This is a genomic window from Bradyrhizobium sp. USDA 241, assembly GCF_049739505.1.
Taxonomy (GTDB): Bacteria; Pseudomonadota; Alphaproteobacteria; order Rhizobiales; family Xanthobacteraceae; genus Bradyrhizobium; species Bradyrhizobium liaoningense.
Map to the genome: position 1 here is coordinate 797,437 of NZ_JBMGPZ010000004.1, position 17,585 is coordinate 815,021.

Genomic DNA, 17,585 nt, shown 5'->3' on the forward strand with positions numbered 1-17,585 from the left:
GACTCGGAGTCGCCATCTCGCATCATAGCCACGCCCTGTGGTTATGGATCCCGGATCTGCGCTTCGCTTGTCCGGGACGACGGTGGAGAACGAGGCGCCAACACAGCCTCACACCGGTCTCACCCCGCCTTCCCCAGATGCTCCAGCGCATCCTCGGCCCGCAGCGGCACGCGCGAGGCTTCGTTGTTGAGATCGACGAGCTGCACCAGCAGCCCCATCAGCGCCTTGCGGTCGGCCGGTTTCAGCGGCTCCAGCATCCGCGCCTGGGCGCGTTCGACGGCGGGGATGATGTCGCGCAAGATTGCGGCGCCTGATTTGGTCAAGTGGAGCAGCTTGATCCGCCTGTCTTCCGGCGCCGGCTTGCGCTCGATATAGTCCTTGGCTTGAAGCCGCTCGATCACGCTGCCGAGCGTGGAGCGGTCGAAGGCGACCACCGCGGAAAGCCGCGTCGCGTCGATGCCGGGATGGGTATGGATCGCGACCAGCGCGGCATATTGCACCGGGGTGAGATCGAACGCCTTGCACTCCTCCATGAAGATCGAGACCGCGATCTGCTGCATGCGCCGGAACAGATAGCCCGGCGCGGCATAGACCGCGTCCATGGTGATCGGAGGGGCAGGCTTACTCGGCATCGGGCTGCTTCTCCGGTGCGGCATCGGCGAAAGCGGGCAGCGCCTTGGCGGCGGCCTCGGCCTCGAGCAGGCGCGGATAGGCGGAGACGTCTACGCCGAAGCGGCGCGCATTGGTAAGCTGCGGCACGAGGCAGAGATCGGCCAGCGTCGGCGCATCGCCGAAGCAGAACGGCCCCTTCTCATCTCGGATCAGGGCATCGCAGGCCGACAGGCCCTCGCGATTGACCCACGCCGCCCAGTCCTGGACCTTCTCCTCGGGCAGCCCGAGTTCACGCAGCCGCGCCAGCACCTTCAAATTCTGCACCGGATGGGTGTCGCAGGCGATCGCCAGCGCGAATGCCCTCACCTTGGCGCGGCGAAGCGGATCCTTCGGCAGCAGCGGCGGATTGGGGTGGGTCTCGTCGAGCCATTCGATGATTGCCACCGATTGCGTCAGCACCGTGCCGCCGTCGCTCTCCAGCGTGGGCACGAGCCCTTGCGGGTTGATGGCCAGATAAGCGGGCGCGCATTGTTCGCCCTTGCGAAGATGATGCGGCAGATGCTCGGCGCCGAGCCCCTTGAGGTTCAGTGCGATCCGCACCCGATAGGCGGCGCTGGAGCGGAAATAGCCGTGCAGCTTCATCGGGACCTCCCTCTATTCTGTCATTCCGGGGCTCGCGTAGCGAGAGCCCGGAATGGTTATGGATTCCGGGCTCTCCAGGCCGCGCGCTTGCGCGGTCCCGTCGCCCCGGAATGACGACGACCTTGTATGTCATTCGTCACATTGACGCTACCCAGATCGTCAGTATACTGTCAATCAACAAACGATCGGGAGCAGCAACCATGGAAGCCGTGACCAAGACGCCGGAACGCGAGGCGTTCTACCGCAAGATCGACGGCGAGAATCTCACAGCGCTATGGACGGTGATGAGCGATCTGATCACGCCGGAGCCGAAGAGTGCCTGCCGGCCGCACCTCTGGAAGTTCGACGTCATCCGCGACTACATGCTCGAGGCCGGCAAGCTCATCACCGCCAAGGAAGCCGAACGGCGCGTGCTGGTGCTGGAGAACCCGGGGCTGCGCGGGCAATCCAAGATCACGACCTCGCTCTACGCAGGGGTGCAGATGGTGGTGCCCGGCGATGTCGCCCCTGCGCACCGGCACAGCCAGTCCGCGCTGCGTTTCGTGCTCGAAGGCAAGGGCGCCCACACCGCCGTCGACGGCGAACGCACCGCGATGGAGCCCGGCGATTTCATCATCACGCCGTCGATGACCTGGCACGATCATTCCAACGAGACCGACCAGCCGATGTTCTGGCTCGACGGTCTCGATATCCCCTTGGTGCAGTTCTTCGACTGTTCCTTCGCGGAAGGCTCGAAAGAGGATCAGCAAAAGATCACGAAGCCTGCCGGTGACAGCTTTGCCCGCTACGGCCACAATCTGCTACCGGTCGATTTGAAGCGGAGCTCGAAGACGTCACCGATCTTCAGCTATCCCTATGCCTACACCCGCGAGGCGCTGGAGAAGGCCCGCGCGAGCCAGGAGTGGGACGGGTGCCACGGGCTGAAGCTGAAGTTCAGCAACCCCGAGATCGGCGATTTCGCCATGCCGACCATCGGCACCTTCATCCAGCTGCTGCCCAAGGGTTTTAACACCGCGCGCTATCGTTCGACGGACGCAACGGTGTTCTGCCCGATCGAAGGACGCGGGCGCAGCCGCATCGGCGATGCCGTGTTCGAGTGGGGCCCGCGCGATCTGTTCGTGGTGCCGAGCTGGCACTGGGTGACGCACGAGGCGGATGACGACGCCGTGCTGTTCAGCTTCTCGGATCGACCGGTTCAGCAGAAGCTGGATCTGTTCAGGGAAGATCGCGGGAACGCGTGAGGCGCCGCCCTATCCTCCGTCATGGCCGGGCTTGTCCCGGCCATCACGTGCCGCTACGCTCGAGGAAAGACGTGGATGCCCGGGTCAAGCCCGGGCACGACGACCTGATTTGTGGCGCTCGCCTGCGTCCTCATCATCTTTGCGTTCGCGGCTATCGCCAGTGCAACAGCCGCGTCTCCAGCCAGCCGATCACCTTCCCCACCGCCAGCCCGAACACCGACAGGATCACCACGCCGGCGAGCAGCTGATCCGTCTGCATCAGATTGCCGGCCTGCAGCACGAAGGCGCCGATGCCGTATTGCGCGCCGATCATCTCGGCGCTGACGACGAGCAGCAGCGCCACGGAGGCGGTGATGCGGAAGCCGGCGAGGATCGCGGGCAGCGCACCCGGCCAGATCACCTTGCGCACGATGGTGGCGAAGGGAACGTTGAAGCTCTGCGCCATGCGGATGAGGTTGCGCGGCACCGCATCGACGCCGCTATAGACCGAGATCGCAGTCGAGAAGAATACCCCTAACGCGATGGTCGCGATCTTCGGCTCTTCGCCGATGCCGAGCCAGAGGATCAACAGCGGCAGCAACGCGATCTTCGGGATCGGGAACAGCGCCGAGATGAAGGTGATGCCGACGCCGCGCGCCAGCCGCGACAGGCCGATAGCAAAGCCGACGGCGACACCGGCCGCGGTGCCGAGCAGCCAGCCGACGCCGATGCGCAGCAGCGAGGCCGAAACGTGCTGCCAGAGCGCGCCTGAGATCGCGAGTTGGTAGATCGCGCGCGCGATCGCCGAGGGCGCCGGCAGGAACAGCGGATTGACGAGGCCGGCGCTGCCGGCGACCTGCCAAAGGGCGATGACGAGCGCGAGCGCGATCCAGCCGCCGTGGCGGCTCGAGTCCGGCACGAAGCCCGCACCGCGGAAGCGGACGCGGCGCGTCGCAGTGTCCTTCGCAATCTCCGCTGGCGCGCGGTCAAGCATGCTGGACCTCGCGCTCGGCATCGATCGCCTCGTTGCGGATCAGCGACCAGATCTGGCTCTGGAGCGCAAGCAGCCTTTCGCGCGCCGCCGCTTCGCCGCGGGCTGCTCGCGTCATCGGCACGGTCACGACCTCGCGGATGCGTCCCGGCCGCCGCGACAACACCACGATGCGGTCGGCCAGCCGTGCAGCCTCTTCGAGATTGTGGGTGACGTAGACTGCACCCATGCCGCCATCGGCGAGCAGGCGGACAAAGTCTTCCATCAGGAGCTCGCGAGTCTGCGAATCCAGGGCCGAGAGCGGCTCGTCCATCAGCAGAATGGCAGGCCTTACCGCAAGCGCGCGCGAAATGCCGACGCGCTGGCGCATGCCGCCGGAGAGCTGCTTGGGATAGGTGGTGCGGAAATCGGTCAGGCCGGTGCGGCGCAGGGCGTCCTCGACCAGCGCACGGCGTTGCGCAGCGCTAAGCTGGGCATGCAGCAGCGGGAATTCGACATTCTCCTCCACAGTGGCCCAGGGCAGCAGCGCGAAATCCTGGAACACGAAGGTCAGCGGATTGAGACTGTCCGCCGGCGGCGCGCCGCGCAGCTCCGCCGCGCCGGAGGTCGGCTGCAACAACCCGCCCAGGATCGACAGCAGCGTGCTCTTGCCGCAACCCGATGGCCCGACGATCGCCACCACCTCGCCGGCGCTGACGGTGAAGGAGACATCGTCGAGCACGGCGAGATCGCCGAAGCGATGGGAGATGTGGTTGGCAATCAGGTCCATGCATTGCGCCTGCGTTCCTCACCCTCCCCTGGAGGGGCAGGGCAATCGCATATGACCTCTCGGAAAGGTCTGAGCAAGCGCCTCGTCCTTCGAGACGACCGCTCAGCGGCCTCCTCAGGATGAGGCTTCGCTAGAGCGGTGTCCTTTGCCGTTGCACACTCCGCCCTCATCCTGAGGGCCCGCCGGAGGCGGGCGTCTCGAAGGATGGCCGCAGGCGAGTTTCCCGCCGCGCTTCCATATGCGATCGACCCTCCCCCTCCAGGGGAGGGTGGCAGATCGTCCGTCGCGAGAGTCTGCATCGTCAGCATCAATCCGCCTTCACGTAATCCTTGGCGATGATCGCATTGGCATCAAAGCCCTTGTCGGCAAAGCCCTGCTCCTGGAGCCATTTGATCTGGTTGTCGACATTCTTGACGTCGAGCTTGCCGTCGGGATCGACATAGGCGCAATTGCCGACCACCTGCTCGACTGGCAAATTGGTGTATTTGGCGATGATCTCCAGCAGCGGTTTTGTCTGCTCGTTGATGGGGGCGACACCGTCCTTCATCGCGGCAAGGATAACATCGTGATATTCGCGGTCGGCCTTGGCGAGCGCGCCTAACAGTTTTGTGACCAGCGTCTTGTTGGCCAGCGTCTTCGGCGAGGCGAAGACCGCCCCCAACTGCCACGGCGTCTCGTCGCCGACCCAGCCCAGGAACTTCGCGCCGCCTTCGTCCATCAGCTTTCGCGCCGTGGAGATCGGCAGCAGCGCGGCATCGACGGTCTCGCCCTTGAGCGCAGCGGCCGCATTCGACAGCGATTGCAGCGGCACGATCTTCACGTCGGCGAGCTTGAAGCCGTATTTGTCGGCGAGCAGGCCGAGCGAATAGTGAAAGCTCGATCCGACCTGCGTCACCGCCACGCGCTTGCCGGCGAGGTCCTTCGGCGTCTTCAGCCCGGCGGCATAGGCGTTGTTGCTGGCGAAATAGCCGATCAGGGGATAGCCGGGCTTCTCGCGGCTCATGCCGCCGATCACCTTCAAGACGCCCTTGCCGGCGAGATTGTAGAGGCCCGCGGTGAAGGCGGTGACGCCGAAATCGACATCGCCTGAGGTCGTCGCCACCGCGATCGGCTGCGCCGCATCGAAGAATTTGAGCTCGACCTCCAGGCCGGCGTCGCGGAAATAGCCCTTGTCCTGCGCGATGAAAACGGGCGCGGAGGAGGACAGGCGGAGCACGCCGATCCTGGCCTTCAGCACGTCCTCGGCCCGCGCCGTGCCCATCGCCATGATCGCCACCAGGCCCGCTATCGCGAGCCGCGCCATCCCGATCATTCCAATTCCTCCGCCGTCGTTGTCTTGCAGTCCGCTACAGCCCTTCGGGGACGGCCTGGTCCCGCCCGATGAAAGCGCCCTGTTGCTTCAACGTTTCCTGCAATTTTTCAATGGGGATGTCACGCGGGATTCGGTTGCCGGAGAGCGCCAGCGCGGCTGCGGAACCGGCGGCCTCGCCCATCACGAAACAGGCACCGGAGACCCGCGCCGCCGACTGGCCTTCATGTGTCATCGAGGCACAACGGCCGGCGACCAGGAGATTGTCGACGCCTTGGGGCACCAGCATCCGGTAGGGCAGCTCGTTGTAGCCGCGCGATTCCGGAATTGGCGGGAATGTGAAGACGACGTCGCCGGGAACATGAGCCTCGATGGGCCAGCCGTTGACGCCGATCGAATCCTCGAACGAGGCGCAGCCGAGCACGTCCTCGCCGCTGAGCTGATAGCCGCCCTTGATGCGGCGCGTCTCGCGGATGCCGAGCTGCGGCGGCAGGTCGACGATGTAGGAATTTTCAAAGCCCGGCACGGTGCTGCGCAGGAATTCGAACGCGGCGAGCGCCTGCTTGCGGCCCTCGATCTCGCCGCGGGTGAGATCGTCGGGCTCGACGCCGTTGATGGCGTGACCGTCCTCGCGCGCGACTTGCGTAAAGTTCACGCGCCATTCGATGCCGGATTTTTGCGGCCGCACGATGGCGCTCTTGCGCGGGAATGTGTGCGTGCCGGCCGCGACCGCCTTCTCCATCAGCTGCGGGATGGTCCGCCAAGCCTCGCCCGCCTTCCCGGGATCGATGCCGTTGAGGCGGAGCATCATCGAGGGATAGAGCGGATGCCCGTGCTCGTCGCCGATCTCGAACGGCGCGCCGGCCCACACGGCGAGATCGCCATCGCCCGAGCAGTCGATGAAGATTTCTGATCGCACCGCCTGCCGGCCGGCCTTGGTCTCGACCAGCAGCGCGTCGATGCGGCGGTCATCGCCCATCACGACGCCGGCACCGAGCGCATGGAAGAGGATATGCACCTTGTGACTGGCCAGAAGCTGGTCAGCGGCGATCTTGTACGCGGCGGTGTCATAGGCCTGCGCGAAGACCTTGCCGAGGATCAGATGCGGCGTGTTGAGGCCGTTCAGCCGATCAATCCGCGCCAGCAGATCCGACGCCATGCCCTGCACCAGCCGCCGGTGCTCGCCATGGACATTGCCGTGCAGGCCGCAGAAATTGGTGACGCCGGCCGCGGTGCCCATGCCGCCGAGGAAGCCGTAGCGCTCGATCAGCAGCGTCCTCCGCCCGGCACGGGCAGCTGAGGCCGCAGCGACGATGCCGGCCGGTCCGCCGCCGAGAACGACGACTTCGTATTCGCCATAGAGCGGCACTTGTCGTGCCGGCTCTTCGATCATCGTGGCCCGCATGGCGCGTCCGCTCCCGAAATCTCTTGCTTGCGGGCGACTATGAATTAACGCGCGGCAGGCTACAATCCACCAAAATACGCGATCAGCTTTCGCGAATCGAGAAAGGTGGACATGGACATCCTGGTGAACCTTCAGGCCTTCCTCTCCACCGCGGATGCGGCCGGATTCTCCGCCGCCGCGCGAAAGCTTGATGTCTCGACCTCGGTCGTCGCCAAGCGCGTCACGCAACTGGAGGCACGAATCGGCACGCCGCTGTTTCACCGTTCGACCCGGCAATTGCGGCTCACCGAAGCGGGCCAGCGCTATGTGCATCGCGCGCGTGGTGTCGTGGCCGACGCCACCGACCTGCTCTCGCGCATGGGCGAGAAGGGCCACGACCTCGTCGATCACCTGCGCATCAAGGCGCCGACCTCGCTGACGGTGGCGCGCCTCGCCGATGCCTTCAGCGCCTTCCAGACCCAGAACCCGCGGCTCAAGCTCGAGATCGTGCTGATCGACCGCCCGGTCGATCCCGTCACCGAGGGATTTGACATCGCCATCGGCGCCTTCCCGCATTCCTTCGGCGGCGTCATCGACGAGCCGCTCTGCCCGCTGAAGCGGCTGCTCTGCGCCTCGCCGGCTTACCTGAAGAAGCACGGCACGCCCAAACATCCGCGCGACCTCGTCGAGCATCGCTGCCTCAGCTTCCTGCCGACCGGCCCTGAATGGATCTTCGACGGGCCGCGCGGCCGCATCAGCATCCAGGTCAGCCCACTGCTGTCCTCCAACGAAGGGCACGTGCTGGCACGCAGTGCGATCGCCGGCAACGGTATCGCGCTGCTCTCGCATTATCTCGTCGCGGATGCCCTGCGCGACGGCACGCTCAAGCCGGTGCTGCGCGAGTTTCCGATTCCGGAATTGTGGGTGAAGGCCGCGATCCCCGAGCGGCGCCGCAACGCCGCTGCGGTGCAGGCGCTGCTCACCCTGCTGAAGACGTCACTGGCGCGGTCGCTGTGAGCCGTTTCGCACACCTGCCACGGCACGGCGGTTGCTCTTCGACAATGGACCTGACAGAAAGATCGCCAAGCCCCGCTGTCATCGCCCGGCTTGACCGGGCGATCCAGTATTCCAGAGGCGTCAAACGTATACGGAGACGCCGCGGCGTACTGGGTCGCCCGGTCAAGCCGGGCGACGACAAGCAACTTGGTTCAACGAATGAATTCGACGCTTTTGAAATTCGCCCTGCCTGTCCTGACCGCGCTCGCGATCTCAACCACCGCCGCCTTAGCGGTGGAGCAGAACTGCCGCTTCATCCGGGAAAAGCCTGATCGCGAGGCCTGCTACAGGCATCAGGAGGAAGAGCTGGCTGCAAAGCGCAAGCCTGCACCTGCGAGCGACGAGAGCAAGACACTCGAAACGATGCGCCAGCTGCGGCAGGATGACGACGCGGTCTATCGCAGCATCAGCAACATCTGCCGCGGCTGCTGACCTTCAGCTTTTTGCGCCGCCCCAATTCGCCGCACGCTTCTCCGCGAATGAGGCCAGCCCTTCCGCTGCCTCGGCGCTCTGGCGCTTGAGCGAATGCAGCTGCACGAGCCGGGTGTAGGCGGCATCGTCCACGGCCATGCCGCCGAACGAGCTTTCCAGCGCGAGCTTCTTGGTTTCGGCCATCGCCTCGGGCCCGTTGGCGAGCAATTGCTCGACCACCTTGCTGCCTGCGGCCTCGAGTTCGGCGAGCGGCACCACCTCGTGGACGAGGCCGATGCGGCGGGCATCCTCGGCGCCGAAGCGCTCGCCGGTCAGCGCGTAACGGCGGACTTGCCGAACGCCGATGGCGTCGCAGAGCTGCGGGATGATGATCGCCGCGGTCAGGCCCCAGCGCACTTCGGTGATCGAGAACAGGGCGTTGTCCGCGGCGATCACGACATCGCAGGCCGCGATCACGCCGGTGCCGCCGCCAAAGCAGCCGCCCTGCACCAGCGCGACGGTCGGGATCGGCAGCGTGTTGAGCCGCTGCACGGCCTCGAAGGTGGCCCGCGACGCCGCCTCGTTCGCTTCGGCCGATTGCGGCCGCACGCCGTTGATCCATCTGAGGTCGGCGCCGGCCTGGAAATGCCTGCCGTTGCCCCTGAGCACGACGACGCGCAGGTTCGGCTTTCTGCCGAGATCGTCCATGGCCGCGAGCACGCCCGCGATCAGCGCGCCGTCATAGGCGTTGTTGACCTCCGGCCGGTTCAACGTGACGGTCGCAACCCCACGCTCATCGAGAGTCCACAGGACGGGGCTGGCAGTCATCGGCGATCCTCCGGTCGGTCTGTTTGCTGCGCACTATGACCGAGACGGCGCGTCCTGATCCATATCTTTCCGGCGTGGGGCGGCCGCGTCCATCGCATGGCGGCTTGTGTCATGCTGGTGCCGGGGCGACACCATAGGTACGGGACATCATCATGCGCATCTGCATTTTCGGCGCGGGCGCCGTCGGCAGCCACATTGCAGTACGGCTGGCGCGCGCCGGCCACGAGGTCAGCTGCGTGATGCGGGGGGCGCATCTGGAGGCGGCTCGCGCCAACGGGCTCAAGCTGCGCGTCGGCGATGCCGAGGTTTCCGCCAAGGTGAACGCCTCGGGCGACCCGGCCCAGCTCGGCCCGCAGGACGTGGTGATCTCGACGCTGAAGGCCACCGCGCTTCCGGGGCTGGTCGGCAGCATCAAGCCGTTGCTCCAGGACGACACCGCGATCGTGTTCGCGCAGAACGGCATTCCCTGGTGGTACGGCATCGGCCTGCCGCCGCGGCACCCGACGCCGCCGGACATTTCCTTCCTCGATCCCGGCGGACGCCTGCGCGCCTGCATCCCGAAGGAGCGCATCATCGGCGGCGTGATCTTCTCCTCCAACGAGGTGATCGCGCCGGGCGTGGTGCACAACCTCTCGCCGGAGCGCAATCGCGTCTTGATCGGGGAATGCGACGACCGCCATTGCGAGCGCATCACCAGGTTGCGCGGCATCTTCAATGACGCGCGGCTGGAATCGCCGCCGGTGGCCGAGATCCGCGAGGCGATCTGGTCAAAGCTGCTGACCAACATGTCGCTGTCGGTGCTGTGCCTGCTCACCGGCCAGACCGCGCGTGGCGTGCGCGACGACCCCGCCTTTGCGGAGGTGATTCCACGCATGCTGAGCGAGGCCAACGAGATCGCCCAGCACTTCATTCCCGAGGTCAAGCGCGTGACCCGCAGCGGCTCCGCCCCCAATCACAAGCCGTCGCTGCTCCAGGATTACGAGCTTGGCCGCGCCATGGAGATCGACGTGCTGGTAAGGGCGCCCCAAGCCTTCGCGCGCACCGCCGGCCTGTCGACGCCGACGCTCGACCTGATCGCCGCGCTGGCAATTCAGAAGGCGCGCGACAAGGGGCTTTATGCGGCGTGAAGTTCAGGCGAGTTGGTCGATCCAGGCGGCCAGCGTATCGAGCACTTCCGTCAGCGCGTCGTCATTGCTGCGGCCCGACTTTTTCAGGACCGCGAAGGAGTGATCGCCGCCTTCGACTTCATGCAGCGTCGCCCTCGCACCGAGCGTCTTGATCACGGGCCTGAGATGGCCGAGATCAGCAAGCCCGTCACGCGTGCCTTGCAGGAACAGCATGGGGATCGTGATACCGGCGAGGTGCTCGGCGCGCTCGCTCGACGGCTTCTTGTCGGCATGGAGGGGAAAGCCCAGGAAGGCGAGCCCTTTGACACCGGGCAGCGGTGCCTTCGACTGCGCCTGCGAGGTCATGCGCCCGCCGAACGACTTTCCGCCGGCAACGAGCTTCAATCCGGGACAGAGCCGCGCCGCCTCATCCACCGCCGCGCGGATGGCGGCGTGTGCGACGGCCGGCTGGTCTGGACGCCCCTGTTTCTTCTCCATGTAGGGAAAATTGAAGCGGAAGGTCGCGATGCCGCGGCGCGCGAGGCCCTCGGCGACCTTCTCCATGAAGGAGTGCCGCATGTCGGCCCCGGCGCCGTGCGCCAGCACGTAGCAGGCACGCGCATGGTCCGGCCGCGTCAGCACTGCCGAGACCGTGCCGATGCGCTCGATGTCGAGCTTGAGCTCGCGCGTCTCGACCAAGACTCACAATTCCCGAATGGATCGGGCCAATGGTACCTGCGCGACCGCGATCTGAAAACATGAAACTTCGCACGCTCGTCGCGGGCGTGCGCAGCTCGACGCGAGCGGAAGCCGTCAGCTCACCCGCCGTTCCCGGCCTTCCCAGAACGGCCTGCGCAGCTCGCGCTTCAGCACCTTGCCCGCGCCCGACAGCGGCAGCGGTGTCTCCGTGATCTCGATGCTGCGGGGACATTTGTAGCCCGCAATCAACGTCTTCGTGAATTCGATCAGCTCGCCGGCAGAAACCTCCACGCCGCTGCGGCTGACCACGACGGCATGGACCTGCTCTCCCCATTGCTCATTTGGAATTCCGATGACCGCGCATTGCAGCACCGACGGATGCTGCGCCAGCGCGTTCTCGACCTCGACCGAGTACACATTCTCGCCGCCCGAGATGATCATGTCCTTCACGCGGTCGACGACATAGATGAACCCGTCCTCGTCGATGTAGCCGCCGTCGCCCGTGTGCATCCAGCCGTCGACGACGGCGCGCGCGGTCTCCTCCGGCCGCTCCCAATAGCCCATCATCACGGTGTCGCCGCGCACCACGATCTCGCCGACGGACCCTGCCGGCACCGGCCGGTCGTTCTCGTCGACGATCCGCACCTCGCAGCCGAGCGTGGCACGGCCGGCACCGCGATGACGTCCCTTTCTCCGGCCCTCCCCGACATGCTCGCCGGGGTGCAGCAGCGTCGCGATCGGCGACAATTCGGTCATGCCATAAGCCTGGGTGAAGCGCACATGCGGCAGTGCGCGCGCGGCACGGTCCAGCACCGCCTCGCTGATCGGCGAGGCCCCGTAGATGATGTGCTTGAGCGAGGACAGGTCGTAGTTTCCGATCGCGGGGTGGTCGACGAACATCTGGATCATCGTGGGCACCAGCAGCACGTCGGTGACGCGCTCGTTCTGCATCGCCAGACATCACGCCTTCGGGGGTGAAGCCCTGGACGATCACGTTTGAGCCGCCGGAGAGCAGCAGCGAATACATCGCCGCCCCGTTGGCGAATTGGAACATCGGCGCCGCATGCAGGTAGGTCGTGCTCGCCGGAAACAGTCCTTCGCCGAGCGCATTGAGCGCGTTGGCCATCAGGTTCTGGTGGCTGAGCATCACGCCCTTGGAACGCCCGGTGGTGCCGCCGGTGTAGAAGATGCCGGCGAGATCCTCGCCCTTGCGCATGGCATCGGCGACCGGTGCGCTGCCCGCGACCAGATCCTCATAGCTCTCCATCCCCGCCGGCACCTCGCCGTCGTCCGCGTAGACCAGCTGCAGCCCCGGAAGCGCGCCGGCGAGTTGCGCGCCAACCTGTGCGAAGGCCTTGTCGACCAGCAGAACGGAGGCACGGCAGTCGCGCAGCGCATCCTCGTTTTCGAGGGCGCTCCAGCGGATGTTGAGCGGCACGATCACGCCGCCTGCCCAGCCGGTCGCCAGATAGAGCTCGAGGTAGCGGTCCGAGTTGAAGGACAGCACGGCGACGCGATCGCCGTCCCGGACGCCGCGCGTGCGCAGGCCGCCGGCCAGCCTGGCAACGCGTTCGCCGAGCTCGCCCCAGTTGCGGCGCCGCTGGCCATAGACGGTGGCCAGCCCCTTCGGATTGATCTGCAGCGCGCGCCGCAGCCCATGCGTGATGTTCATCGCGTTCCTCCTCCTGTGCGCTTCTTCCCTGTCGTCCCGCGCCCTGAGTTGCGCCGTTGCGGCGCCCTCGGCGTCTTCTTTGTCATCTGCTGCCGGCCCTCGGCCGCCAGGCCTTCCGTCAGCCGAACCGTGAACTCGTCGGCGATTTCGCTCGGCGACAGCCCGCCGTCACGGCGATACCAGTGGCCGATCCAGTTGAGCGCGCCCGCGATCGCGAACGCTGCAAGCTTCGGATCGCAGGGCCTGATCGAACCGTCGTCGACGCCCCCGGAGATATACTTCCGGAACGTGGCGTCGATGCGCTTCTTGGCGGCGCGCGCGACACCGGCGTTCCGTTCGGCCAGGTCGCGCAGATCGAAGCGCACCAGGCTCGCGCCGAAATCGGTCGCCATCAGCGCGGCATAGGCGTGCACCAGCTTGCGCAGCTTGGCGAGGCCAGAACCACCGCCCGCGTTGATCTCCGTGATGACGCTGTCGACGAGCTCGGCACCCATCGACCAGCATTCGAACAGGATCTCGTCCTTGCCCCGGAAGTAGTTATAGAGCGCGGGCTTGGTGATGTTCAGCCGCTCGGCGACCTCGTTCAGCGTCACGCGATGATAGCCTTGCTCCAGGAACAGCTGCACGGCGGCGCGCAGCACCGCCTCGCGCTTCTCGTCGCGGGCGCGGCGGCGACTCTCGAACGGCAGCCAGGGCGAAGGCGGCGATGAGGGCGGAGCGGGTGGCGCTGCATCCATGCTGGATCGGTTGACTCCGGAGGACATCGACCGATATGTTACCCATGGGTAAGACAAAGTCCAATGGGTAATTTATTCGGAGGAAGCCATGTCTGACGTCATCGTCGCAGGGGTCGGCATGATCCCCTTCGCCAAGCCCGGCGCCAGCGCGCCCTATCACGAGATGGGGACGGAAGCGGCCAAGCTGGCGCTCGCCGACGCAGGTCTCGGTTACGAGAAGGTCGAGCAGGCCTATGCCGGATACGTCTACGGCGATTCCACCTGCGGGCAGCGCGCGCTCTACCATGTCGGGATGACCGGCATCCCCATCGTCAACGTCAACAACAACTGCTCGACCGGCTCGACCGCGCTGTTCATGGCGCGGCAGATGATCGCGAGCGGCGCGCTCGACTGCGTGCTGGCGGTCGGCTTCGAGCAGATGAAGCCCGGCGCACTCGGCAGCGTCTACACCGATCGCCCGAGCGCGTTCGAGGAATTCGACGCGGCTGCGGACCAGCTGATCGACGCCCCCGGCATTCCGCTGGCGTTGCGCTATTTCGGCGGCGCCGGGCTCAGCCACATGAAGAAATACGGCACCCCGCTCGACGCCTTCGCCAAAGTGCGCGCCAAGGCGAGCCGTCATGCCAGGAACAACCCGCTCGCGCTCTTCCGCAAGGAAGTCACGGCCGACGACGTGATGAACGACCAGGTGATCTGGCCGGGGGTGATGACGCGCATGATGGCGTGCCCGCCGACCTGCGGCGGCGCCGCCGCCGTGCTGGTGTCCGAGCGCTTCGCGGACAAGCACGGCATCGGCAAGCAGGTGCGCATCGCGGCGCAGGCCATGACCACCGACACGCCCTCGACCTTCAAGGCCGGCGACATGATGCAACTGGTCGGCTACGACATGGCCAAAGAGGCGGCAAGCCGGGTTTATGAAAGCGCCGGCATCGGGCCCGACGATCTCGACGTCGTCGAGCTGCACGACTGCTTTGCCCACAACGAGCTCATCACCTACGAGGCGCTCGGCCTCTGCGGCGAGGGCGAAGCCGGCAAGTTCATCAATGACGGCGACAACACCTATGGCGGCCGGATCGTGACCAATCCATCCGGCGGATTGCTGTCGAAGGGACATCCGCTCGGCGCCACCGGACTTGCGCAGTGCTACGAGCTGACGCGGCAGTTGCGCGGCACGGCAGGTCCCACGCAGGTCGAAGGTGCGAAGGTCGCGCTCCAGCACAATCTGGGCCTCGGCGGCGCCTGCGTCGTCACGCTCTACCAGCGGCACTGATCTCCGCCATGGTCGATCAGTCCGCCGTAGGGCGCAGCTTTACGCCCGTCACCGCGCGCGTGGAGCCGGGCCGTCTTCGCTACTTCCTCAAGACGCTGGATGAACGGAATCCGGTCTACCGCGACGCGGATGCTGCACGCGCGGCCGGATTTGCCGGCACGCCGGTGCCGCCAACCTATTTGTTCTGCCTGGAGATGATGGACGCCGAGGACCCGTTCGAAATGTTCGCCTCGCTCGGCATCGACCTCGGCCGCGTGCTGCATGGCGAGCAGAGCTTCGTCTATCACGCGCCGGTTCTGGTCGGCGACACCCTGACGTTCCGGCCGTGCGTGACCAGCGAGACGGAGAAGAAGGGCGGCGCGATGACGCTGATCGGCATTCGATGCGAGGTGACCAACCAGGACGGCGTGCATGTCGCCGATACCGCGCGCACGATCGTCGTCCGCAACAAGGTGACGTCGTGATGGTATCCGCAGACATCAAGGCCGGCGACCGCATCGTCCACAAGGTCTTTCCGCCGATCACCCGTCACACGCTCGCGCTCTATTGCGGCGCATCGGGCGATCACAATCCGATCCACGTCGATATCGACTTTGCCAAGACGGCCGGATTTCCTGACGTGTTCGCCCACGGCATGCTGGTCATGGCCTATCTCGGGCAGGCGCTGACGGACGTAGTGCCGCCGTCGAAGCTCCGCAGCTTCGCGACCAGGTTCGTGGCGATCACCCAGCTCGGCGCCAAGCTGACTTGCGAAGGCACCGTGACCGAGCTCTTCGCCGAGGATGGCGAGCGCCGCGCACGGCTCGCGCTCACCACCAGGGACGATCGCGGCGAGGTCAAGCTCGAAGGCAGCGCAATCGTCGCGCTGTAACGGCAAAGGGACTCATTCGAATGGCAAAACTGCAGGGAAAGGTCGCGCTCGTCACCGGCTCGGGCCGCGGCATCGGGCGCGCGATCGCGCTCAAACTCGCGCACGAGGGCGCCAGGGTCGTCGTCAATGATCTCGATGCCGAGCCCGGCAACGCCGTGGCCGCGGAGATCAAGACGCTCGGCGGCGACGCCGTCGCAGTGAACGGCAGCGTCTCGGAAATGGGTTTCGCCGACCGTTTCGTCGGCGCCGCGCTGGACAAGCTCGGCGGGCTCGACATCATCGTCAACAATGCCGGCTACACCTGGGACTCCACCATCCAGAAGATGACGGACGAGCAGTTTCAGGCCATGCTCGACGTCCATCTCGTCGCGCCGTTCCGGATCCTGCGCGCGGCCGCCGAGCCGATCCGCGTCTTTGCCAGGAAGGAAGCCGAGGAGGGGCGCGAGGTGTTCCGCAAGGTCGTGAACATCTCCTCGATCGCTGGCCTCTACGGTAACGCCGGACAGGCAAGCTATTCCTCGGCCAAGGCCTCGCTGATCGGGTTGACCCGAACCATGTGCAAGGAGTGGGGCCGCTACAAGGTCAACGTCAATTGCGTCGCCTTCGGCCTCATCAACACCCGTCTGACCCAGCCGATCGAGGCGCAGCAGAGGACCATCGACGTCGCCGGCCGCGACATCAAGGTGGGCGTGCAGCCGCACATGCTGGAGGCCATGTCGCGGATGATCCCGCTCGGCCGCGGCGGCACGCCGGAAGAGGCAGCCGACGCCGTCTATCTGTTCTGCAGCCCGGAATCCAATTATATCAGCGGCCAGGTGGTCGTCGCCGGCGGCGGCCTGATTGTCTGAGAGCGAGGCGCTGATGCAATACCGATCATCGTGGATGACCGAAGAGCTGGACACGTTCCGCGACCAGTTCCGGAAATATCTCGCCAAGGACCTGGCGCCGCATGCCGAGAAATGGCGCGAGCAGAAGATGGTCGACCGCTTCGCCTGGCGCGGGCTCGGCGAGATGGGCGCGCTGCTGGCGAGCGTGCCGGAGGAATATGGCGGCCTGGGTGCCACCTTCGCCTATGACGCAGCGGTGCTGGAAGACCTCGAAAGCACGGTGCCGGAGATGACGACCGGCGTCTCCGTGCACAGCGCCATCGTCGCGCATTACATCCTCAACTACGGCTCGGAGGAGCAGAAGAAGCGCTGGCTGCCGAAGATGGCCTCGGGCGAGATGGTCGGCGCCATCGCCATGACCGAGCCCGGCACCGGCTCGGACCTCCAGGCCGTCAAGACCACGGCGAAGAAGCAGGGCAATTCCTACGTCATCAATGGCCAGAAGACGTTCATCACCAACGGCCAGGCCGCCGATCTCGTCATCGTGGTCGCGCGCACCGGCGAAGCCGGCGCCAAGGGCATCTCGCTGATCGTGGTCGAGACCGCGGGTGCCGACGGCTACAAGCGCGGGCGCAACCTCGACAAGATCGGCCTGCATGCGTCCGATACGTCGGAACTGTTCTTCGACAACGTCACCGTGCCGCCGGACAACCTGCTCGGCAAGGAAGAGGGCCAGGGCTTTGTCCAGCTGATGCAGCAATTGCCGCAGGAGCGCCTCGCGCTCGCGGTCGGCGCCGTGGCCTCGATGGAGCGCGCGGTCAAGCTCACCACCGATTACACCAAGGAGCGCAAGGCGTTCGGCAAGCCGCTGATGGATTTCCAGAACACCGCCTTCACGCTGGCCGAGCGCAAGACCGAAGCGATGATCGCGCGTGTCTTTGTCGACTGGTGCATCGAGCGCCTGATCGCAAAAGATCTCGACACGGTCACGGCCTCGATGGCGAAATACTGGTGCTCGGAGAAGCAGGTCGAGACCGCTGACGAATGCCTGCAACTGTTCGGTGGCTACGGCTACATGCAGGAATACCCGATCTCGCGAATCTTCATCGATTCCCGCATCCAGAAGATCTATGGCGGCACCAACGAGATCATGAAGCTGTTGATCGCGAGATCGCTGTAGA

Annotated in this window: 18 protein-coding genes and 1 pseudogene; 9 read left to right on the forward strand and 10 right to left on the reverse strand. The window is 65.8% G+C overall.

Annotated features, from left to right (window positions below):
- Positions 1-119 precede the first annotated feature (119 nt).
- A complete protein-coding gene (locus ABIF91_RS13515) occupies positions 120-632 on the reverse strand; it encodes a MarR family winged helix-turn-helix transcriptional regulator (protein WP_028176869.1) in 513 nt (170 codons plus the stop codon).
- The gene (gene maiA / locus ABIF91_RS13520) at positions 622-1,254 is read right to left on the reverse strand and encodes a maleylacetoacetate isomerase (RefSeq protein ID WP_028176870.1); all 633 of its coding nucleotides are present in this window, start codon (positions 1,252-1,254) and stop codon (positions 622-624) included. Before maiA ends, ABIF91_RS13515 begins: the two co-directional genes overlap by 11 nt.
- Positions 1,255-1,454: 200 nt before the next feature.
- Here maiA and gtdA point away from each other — a divergent pair, with 200 nt between their 5' ends.
- A complete protein-coding gene (gene gtdA / locus ABIF91_RS13525; RefSeq protein ID WP_035670913.1) occupies positions 1,455-2,495 on the forward strand; it encodes a gentisate 1,2-dioxygenase in 1,041 nt (346 codons plus the stop codon).
- A gap of 151 nt (positions 2,496-2,646) precedes the next feature.
- Here gtdA and ABIF91_RS13530 read toward each other — a convergent pair whose 3' ends face one another.
- The 4 genes from ABIF91_RS13530 to ABIF91_RS13545 all read right to left on the reverse strand — a co-directional run bounded on the left by ABIF91_RS13530 (position 2,647) and on the right by ABIF91_RS13545 (position 6,948).
- Positions 2,647-3,468 carry an ABC transporter permease gene (locus ABIF91_RS13530; protein WP_028176872.1) on the reverse strand — a complete coding sequence of 274 codons (822 nt, stop codon included), beginning with the start codon at positions 3,466-3,468 and terminating at the stop codon, positions 2,647-2,649.
- Positions 3,461-4,234, reverse strand: coding sequence for an ABC transporter ATP-binding protein (locus tag ABIF91_RS13535; protein WP_028176873.1), 774 nt, complete (start codon positions 4,232-4,234; stop codon positions 3,461-3,463). Before ABIF91_RS13535 ends, ABIF91_RS13530 begins: the two co-directional genes overlap by 8 nt.
- A 307-nt stretch (positions 4,235-4,541) precedes the next feature.
- Entirely contained in the window at positions 4,542-5,546 is a 1,005-nt protein-coding gene (locus tag ABIF91_RS13540; protein ID WP_028176874.1) for an ABC transporter substrate-binding protein, read from the reverse strand.
- A gap of 34 nt (positions 5,547-5,580) precedes the next feature.
- Positions 5,581-6,948: an FAD-dependent oxidoreductase gene (locus ABIF91_RS13545; RefSeq protein WP_028176875.1), complete on the reverse strand. Its 1,368-nt coding sequence runs from the start codon at positions 6,946-6,948 to the stop codon at positions 5,581-5,583.
- A gap of 111 nt (positions 6,949-7,059) precedes the next feature.
- Between ABIF91_RS13545 and ABIF91_RS13550 the strand changes: the two genes are divergently transcribed.
- Positions 7,060-7,944, forward strand: coding sequence for a LysR family transcriptional regulator (locus ABIF91_RS13550; RefSeq protein ID WP_028176876.1), 885 nt, complete (start codon positions 7,060-7,062; stop codon positions 7,942-7,944).
- A gap of 198 nt (positions 7,945-8,142) precedes the next feature.
- Positions 8,143-8,415 (forward strand): hypothetical protein, encoded by a 273-nt coding sequence (locus ABIF91_RS13555; protein ID WP_028176877.1) that lies wholly within the window; start codon positions 8,143-8,145, stop codon positions 8,413-8,415.
- A 3-nt stretch (positions 8,416-8,418) separates the two neighbouring features.
- Here ABIF91_RS13555 and ABIF91_RS13560 read toward each other — a convergent pair whose 3' ends face one another.
- The gene (locus ABIF91_RS13560) at positions 8,419-9,222 is read right to left on the reverse strand and encodes an enoyl-CoA hydratase-related protein (protein ID WP_028176878.1); all 804 of its coding nucleotides are present in this window, start codon (positions 9,220-9,222) and stop codon (positions 8,419-8,421) included.
- A 152-nt stretch (positions 9,223-9,374) separates the two neighbouring features.
- On the opposite strand from ABIF91_RS13560, the gene ABIF91_RS13565 reads away from it, so the two are divergent.
- Positions 9,375-10,349, forward strand: a complete 975-nt coding sequence (locus ABIF91_RS13565; RefSeq protein WP_035694057.1) for a ketopantoate reductase family protein — start codon at positions 9,375-9,377, stop codon at positions 10,347-10,349.
- Between the two features lie 3 nt (positions 10,350-10,352).
- Here ABIF91_RS13565 and ABIF91_RS13570 read toward each other — a convergent pair whose 3' ends face one another.
- The 3 genes and pseudogenes from ABIF91_RS13570 to ABIF91_RS13580 form a co-directional block, all read right to left on the reverse strand.
- A complete protein-coding gene (locus ABIF91_RS13570; RefSeq protein WP_028176880.1) occupies positions 10,353-11,027 on the reverse strand; it encodes an alpha/beta family hydrolase in 675 nt (224 codons plus the stop codon).
- 114 nt (positions 11,028-11,141) lie between these two features.
- A pseudogene (locus ABIF91_RS13575) lies at positions 11,142-12,699 on the reverse strand (long-chain-fatty-acid--CoA ligase).
- Complete coding sequence (locus ABIF91_RS13580; protein WP_050994959.1) at positions 12,696-13,436, reverse strand: TetR/AcrR family transcriptional regulator; 741 nt, start codon at positions 13,434-13,436, stop codon at positions 12,696-12,698. The pseudogene ABIF91_RS13575 and the gene ABIF91_RS13580 overlap by 4 nt, the downstream one beginning before the upstream one ends.
- A gap of 88 nt (positions 13,437-13,524) precedes the next feature.
- Here ABIF91_RS13580 and ABIF91_RS13585 point away from each other — a divergent pair, with 88 nt between their 5' ends.
- From ABIF91_RS13585 to ABIF91_RS13605, 5 genes are read left to right on the forward strand one after another with little or no spacing between them, the layout of a single operon-like run.
- Entirely contained in the window at positions 13,525-14,706 is a 1,182-nt protein-coding gene (locus tag ABIF91_RS13585; RefSeq protein WP_028176881.1) for a lipid-transfer protein, read from the forward strand.
- Between the two features lie 8 nt (positions 14,707-14,714).
- Positions 14,715-15,170 (forward strand): MaoC family dehydratase N-terminal domain-containing protein, encoded by a 456-nt coding sequence (locus ABIF91_RS13590; protein WP_028176882.1) that lies wholly within the window; start codon positions 14,715-14,717, stop codon positions 15,168-15,170.
- Positions 15,170-15,577 carry a MaoC family dehydratase gene (locus ABIF91_RS13595; RefSeq protein ID WP_035670932.1) on the forward strand — a complete coding sequence of 136 codons (408 nt, stop codon included), beginning with the start codon at positions 15,170-15,172 and terminating at the stop codon, positions 15,575-15,577. The genes ABIF91_RS13590 and ABIF91_RS13595 overlap by 1 nt, the downstream gene beginning before the upstream one ends.
- Before the next feature lie 20 nt (positions 15,578-15,597).
- Positions 15,598-16,425, forward strand: a complete 828-nt coding sequence (locus ABIF91_RS13600; protein ID WP_028176884.1) for an SDR family NAD(P)-dependent oxidoreductase — start codon at positions 15,598-15,600, stop codon at positions 16,423-16,425.
- A gap of 13 nt (positions 16,426-16,438) precedes the next feature.
- Positions 16,439-17,584, forward strand: a complete 1,146-nt coding sequence (locus ABIF91_RS13605; protein ID WP_028176885.1) for an acyl-CoA dehydrogenase family protein — start codon at positions 16,439-16,441, stop codon at positions 17,582-17,584.
- Position 17,585 lies beyond the last annotated feature (1 nt).

Bases quoted from the DNA above. Each gene is read 5' to 3' on its own strand.
- ABIF91_RS13600 (WP_028176884.1), top strand. From the start codon at position 15,598: ATGGCAAAACTGCAGGGAAAGGTCGCGCTCGTCACCGGCTCGGGCCGC.
- ABIF91_RS13580 (WP_050994959.1), bottom strand. From the start codon at position 13,436: ATGGATGCAGCGCCACCCGCTCCGCCCTCATCGCCGCCTTCGCCCTGG.
- ABIF91_RS13540 (WP_028176874.1), bottom strand. From the start codon at position 5,546: ATGATCGGGATGGCGCGGCTCGCGATAGCGGGCCTGGTGGCGATCATG.
- maiA (WP_028176870.1), bottom strand. From the start codon at position 1,254: ATGAAGCTGCACGGCTATTTCCGCTCCAGCGCCGCCTATCGGGTGCGG.
- ABIF91_RS13590 (WP_028176882.1), top strand. From the start codon at position 14,715: ATGGTCGATCAGTCCGCCGTAGGGCGCAGCTTTACGCCCGTCACCGCG.
- ABIF91_RS13595 (WP_035670932.1), top strand. From the start codon at position 15,170: ATGGTATCCGCAGACATCAAGGCCGGCGACCGCATCGTCCACAAGGTC.
- ABIF91_RS13555 (WP_028176877.1), top strand. From the start codon at position 8,143: ATGAATTCGACGCTTTTGAAATTCGCCCTGCCTGTCCTGACCGCGCTC.
- ABIF91_RS13530 (WP_028176872.1), bottom strand. From the start codon at position 3,468: ATGCTTGACCGCGCGCCAGCGGAGATTGCGAAGGACACTGCGACGCGC.
- ABIF91_RS13565 (WP_035694057.1), top strand. From the start codon at position 9,375: ATGCGCATCTGCATTTTCGGCGCGGGCGCCGTCGGCAGCCACATTGCA.
- gtdA (WP_035670913.1), top strand. From the start codon at position 1,455: ATGGAAGCCGTGACCAAGACGCCGGAACGCGAGGCGTTCTACCGCAAG.
- ABIF91_RS13545 (WP_028176875.1), bottom strand. From the start codon at position 6,948: ATGCGGGCCACGATGATCGAAGAGCCGGCACGACAAGTGCCGCTCTAT.
- ABIF91_RS13585 (WP_028176881.1), top strand. From the start codon at position 13,525: ATGTCTGACGTCATCGTCGCAGGGGTCGGCATGATCCCCTTCGCCAAG.
- ABIF91_RS13605 (WP_028176885.1), top strand. From the start codon at position 16,439: ATGCAATACCGATCATCGTGGATGACCGAAGAGCTGGACACGTTCCGC.
- ABIF91_RS13515 (WP_028176869.1), bottom strand. From the start codon at position 632: ATGCCGAGTAAGCCTGCCCCTCCGATCACCATGGACGCGGTCTATGCC.
- ABIF91_RS13550 (WP_028176876.1), top strand. From the start codon at position 7,060: ATGGACATCCTGGTGAACCTTCAGGCCTTCCTCTCCACCGCGGATGCG.
- ABIF91_RS13535 (WP_028176873.1), bottom strand. From the start codon at position 4,234: ATGGACCTGATTGCCAACCACATCTCCCATCGCTTCGGCGATCTCGCC.
- ABIF91_RS13560 (WP_028176878.1), bottom strand. From the start codon at position 9,222: ATGACTGCCAGCCCCGTCCTGTGGACTCTCGATGAGCGTGGGGTTGCG.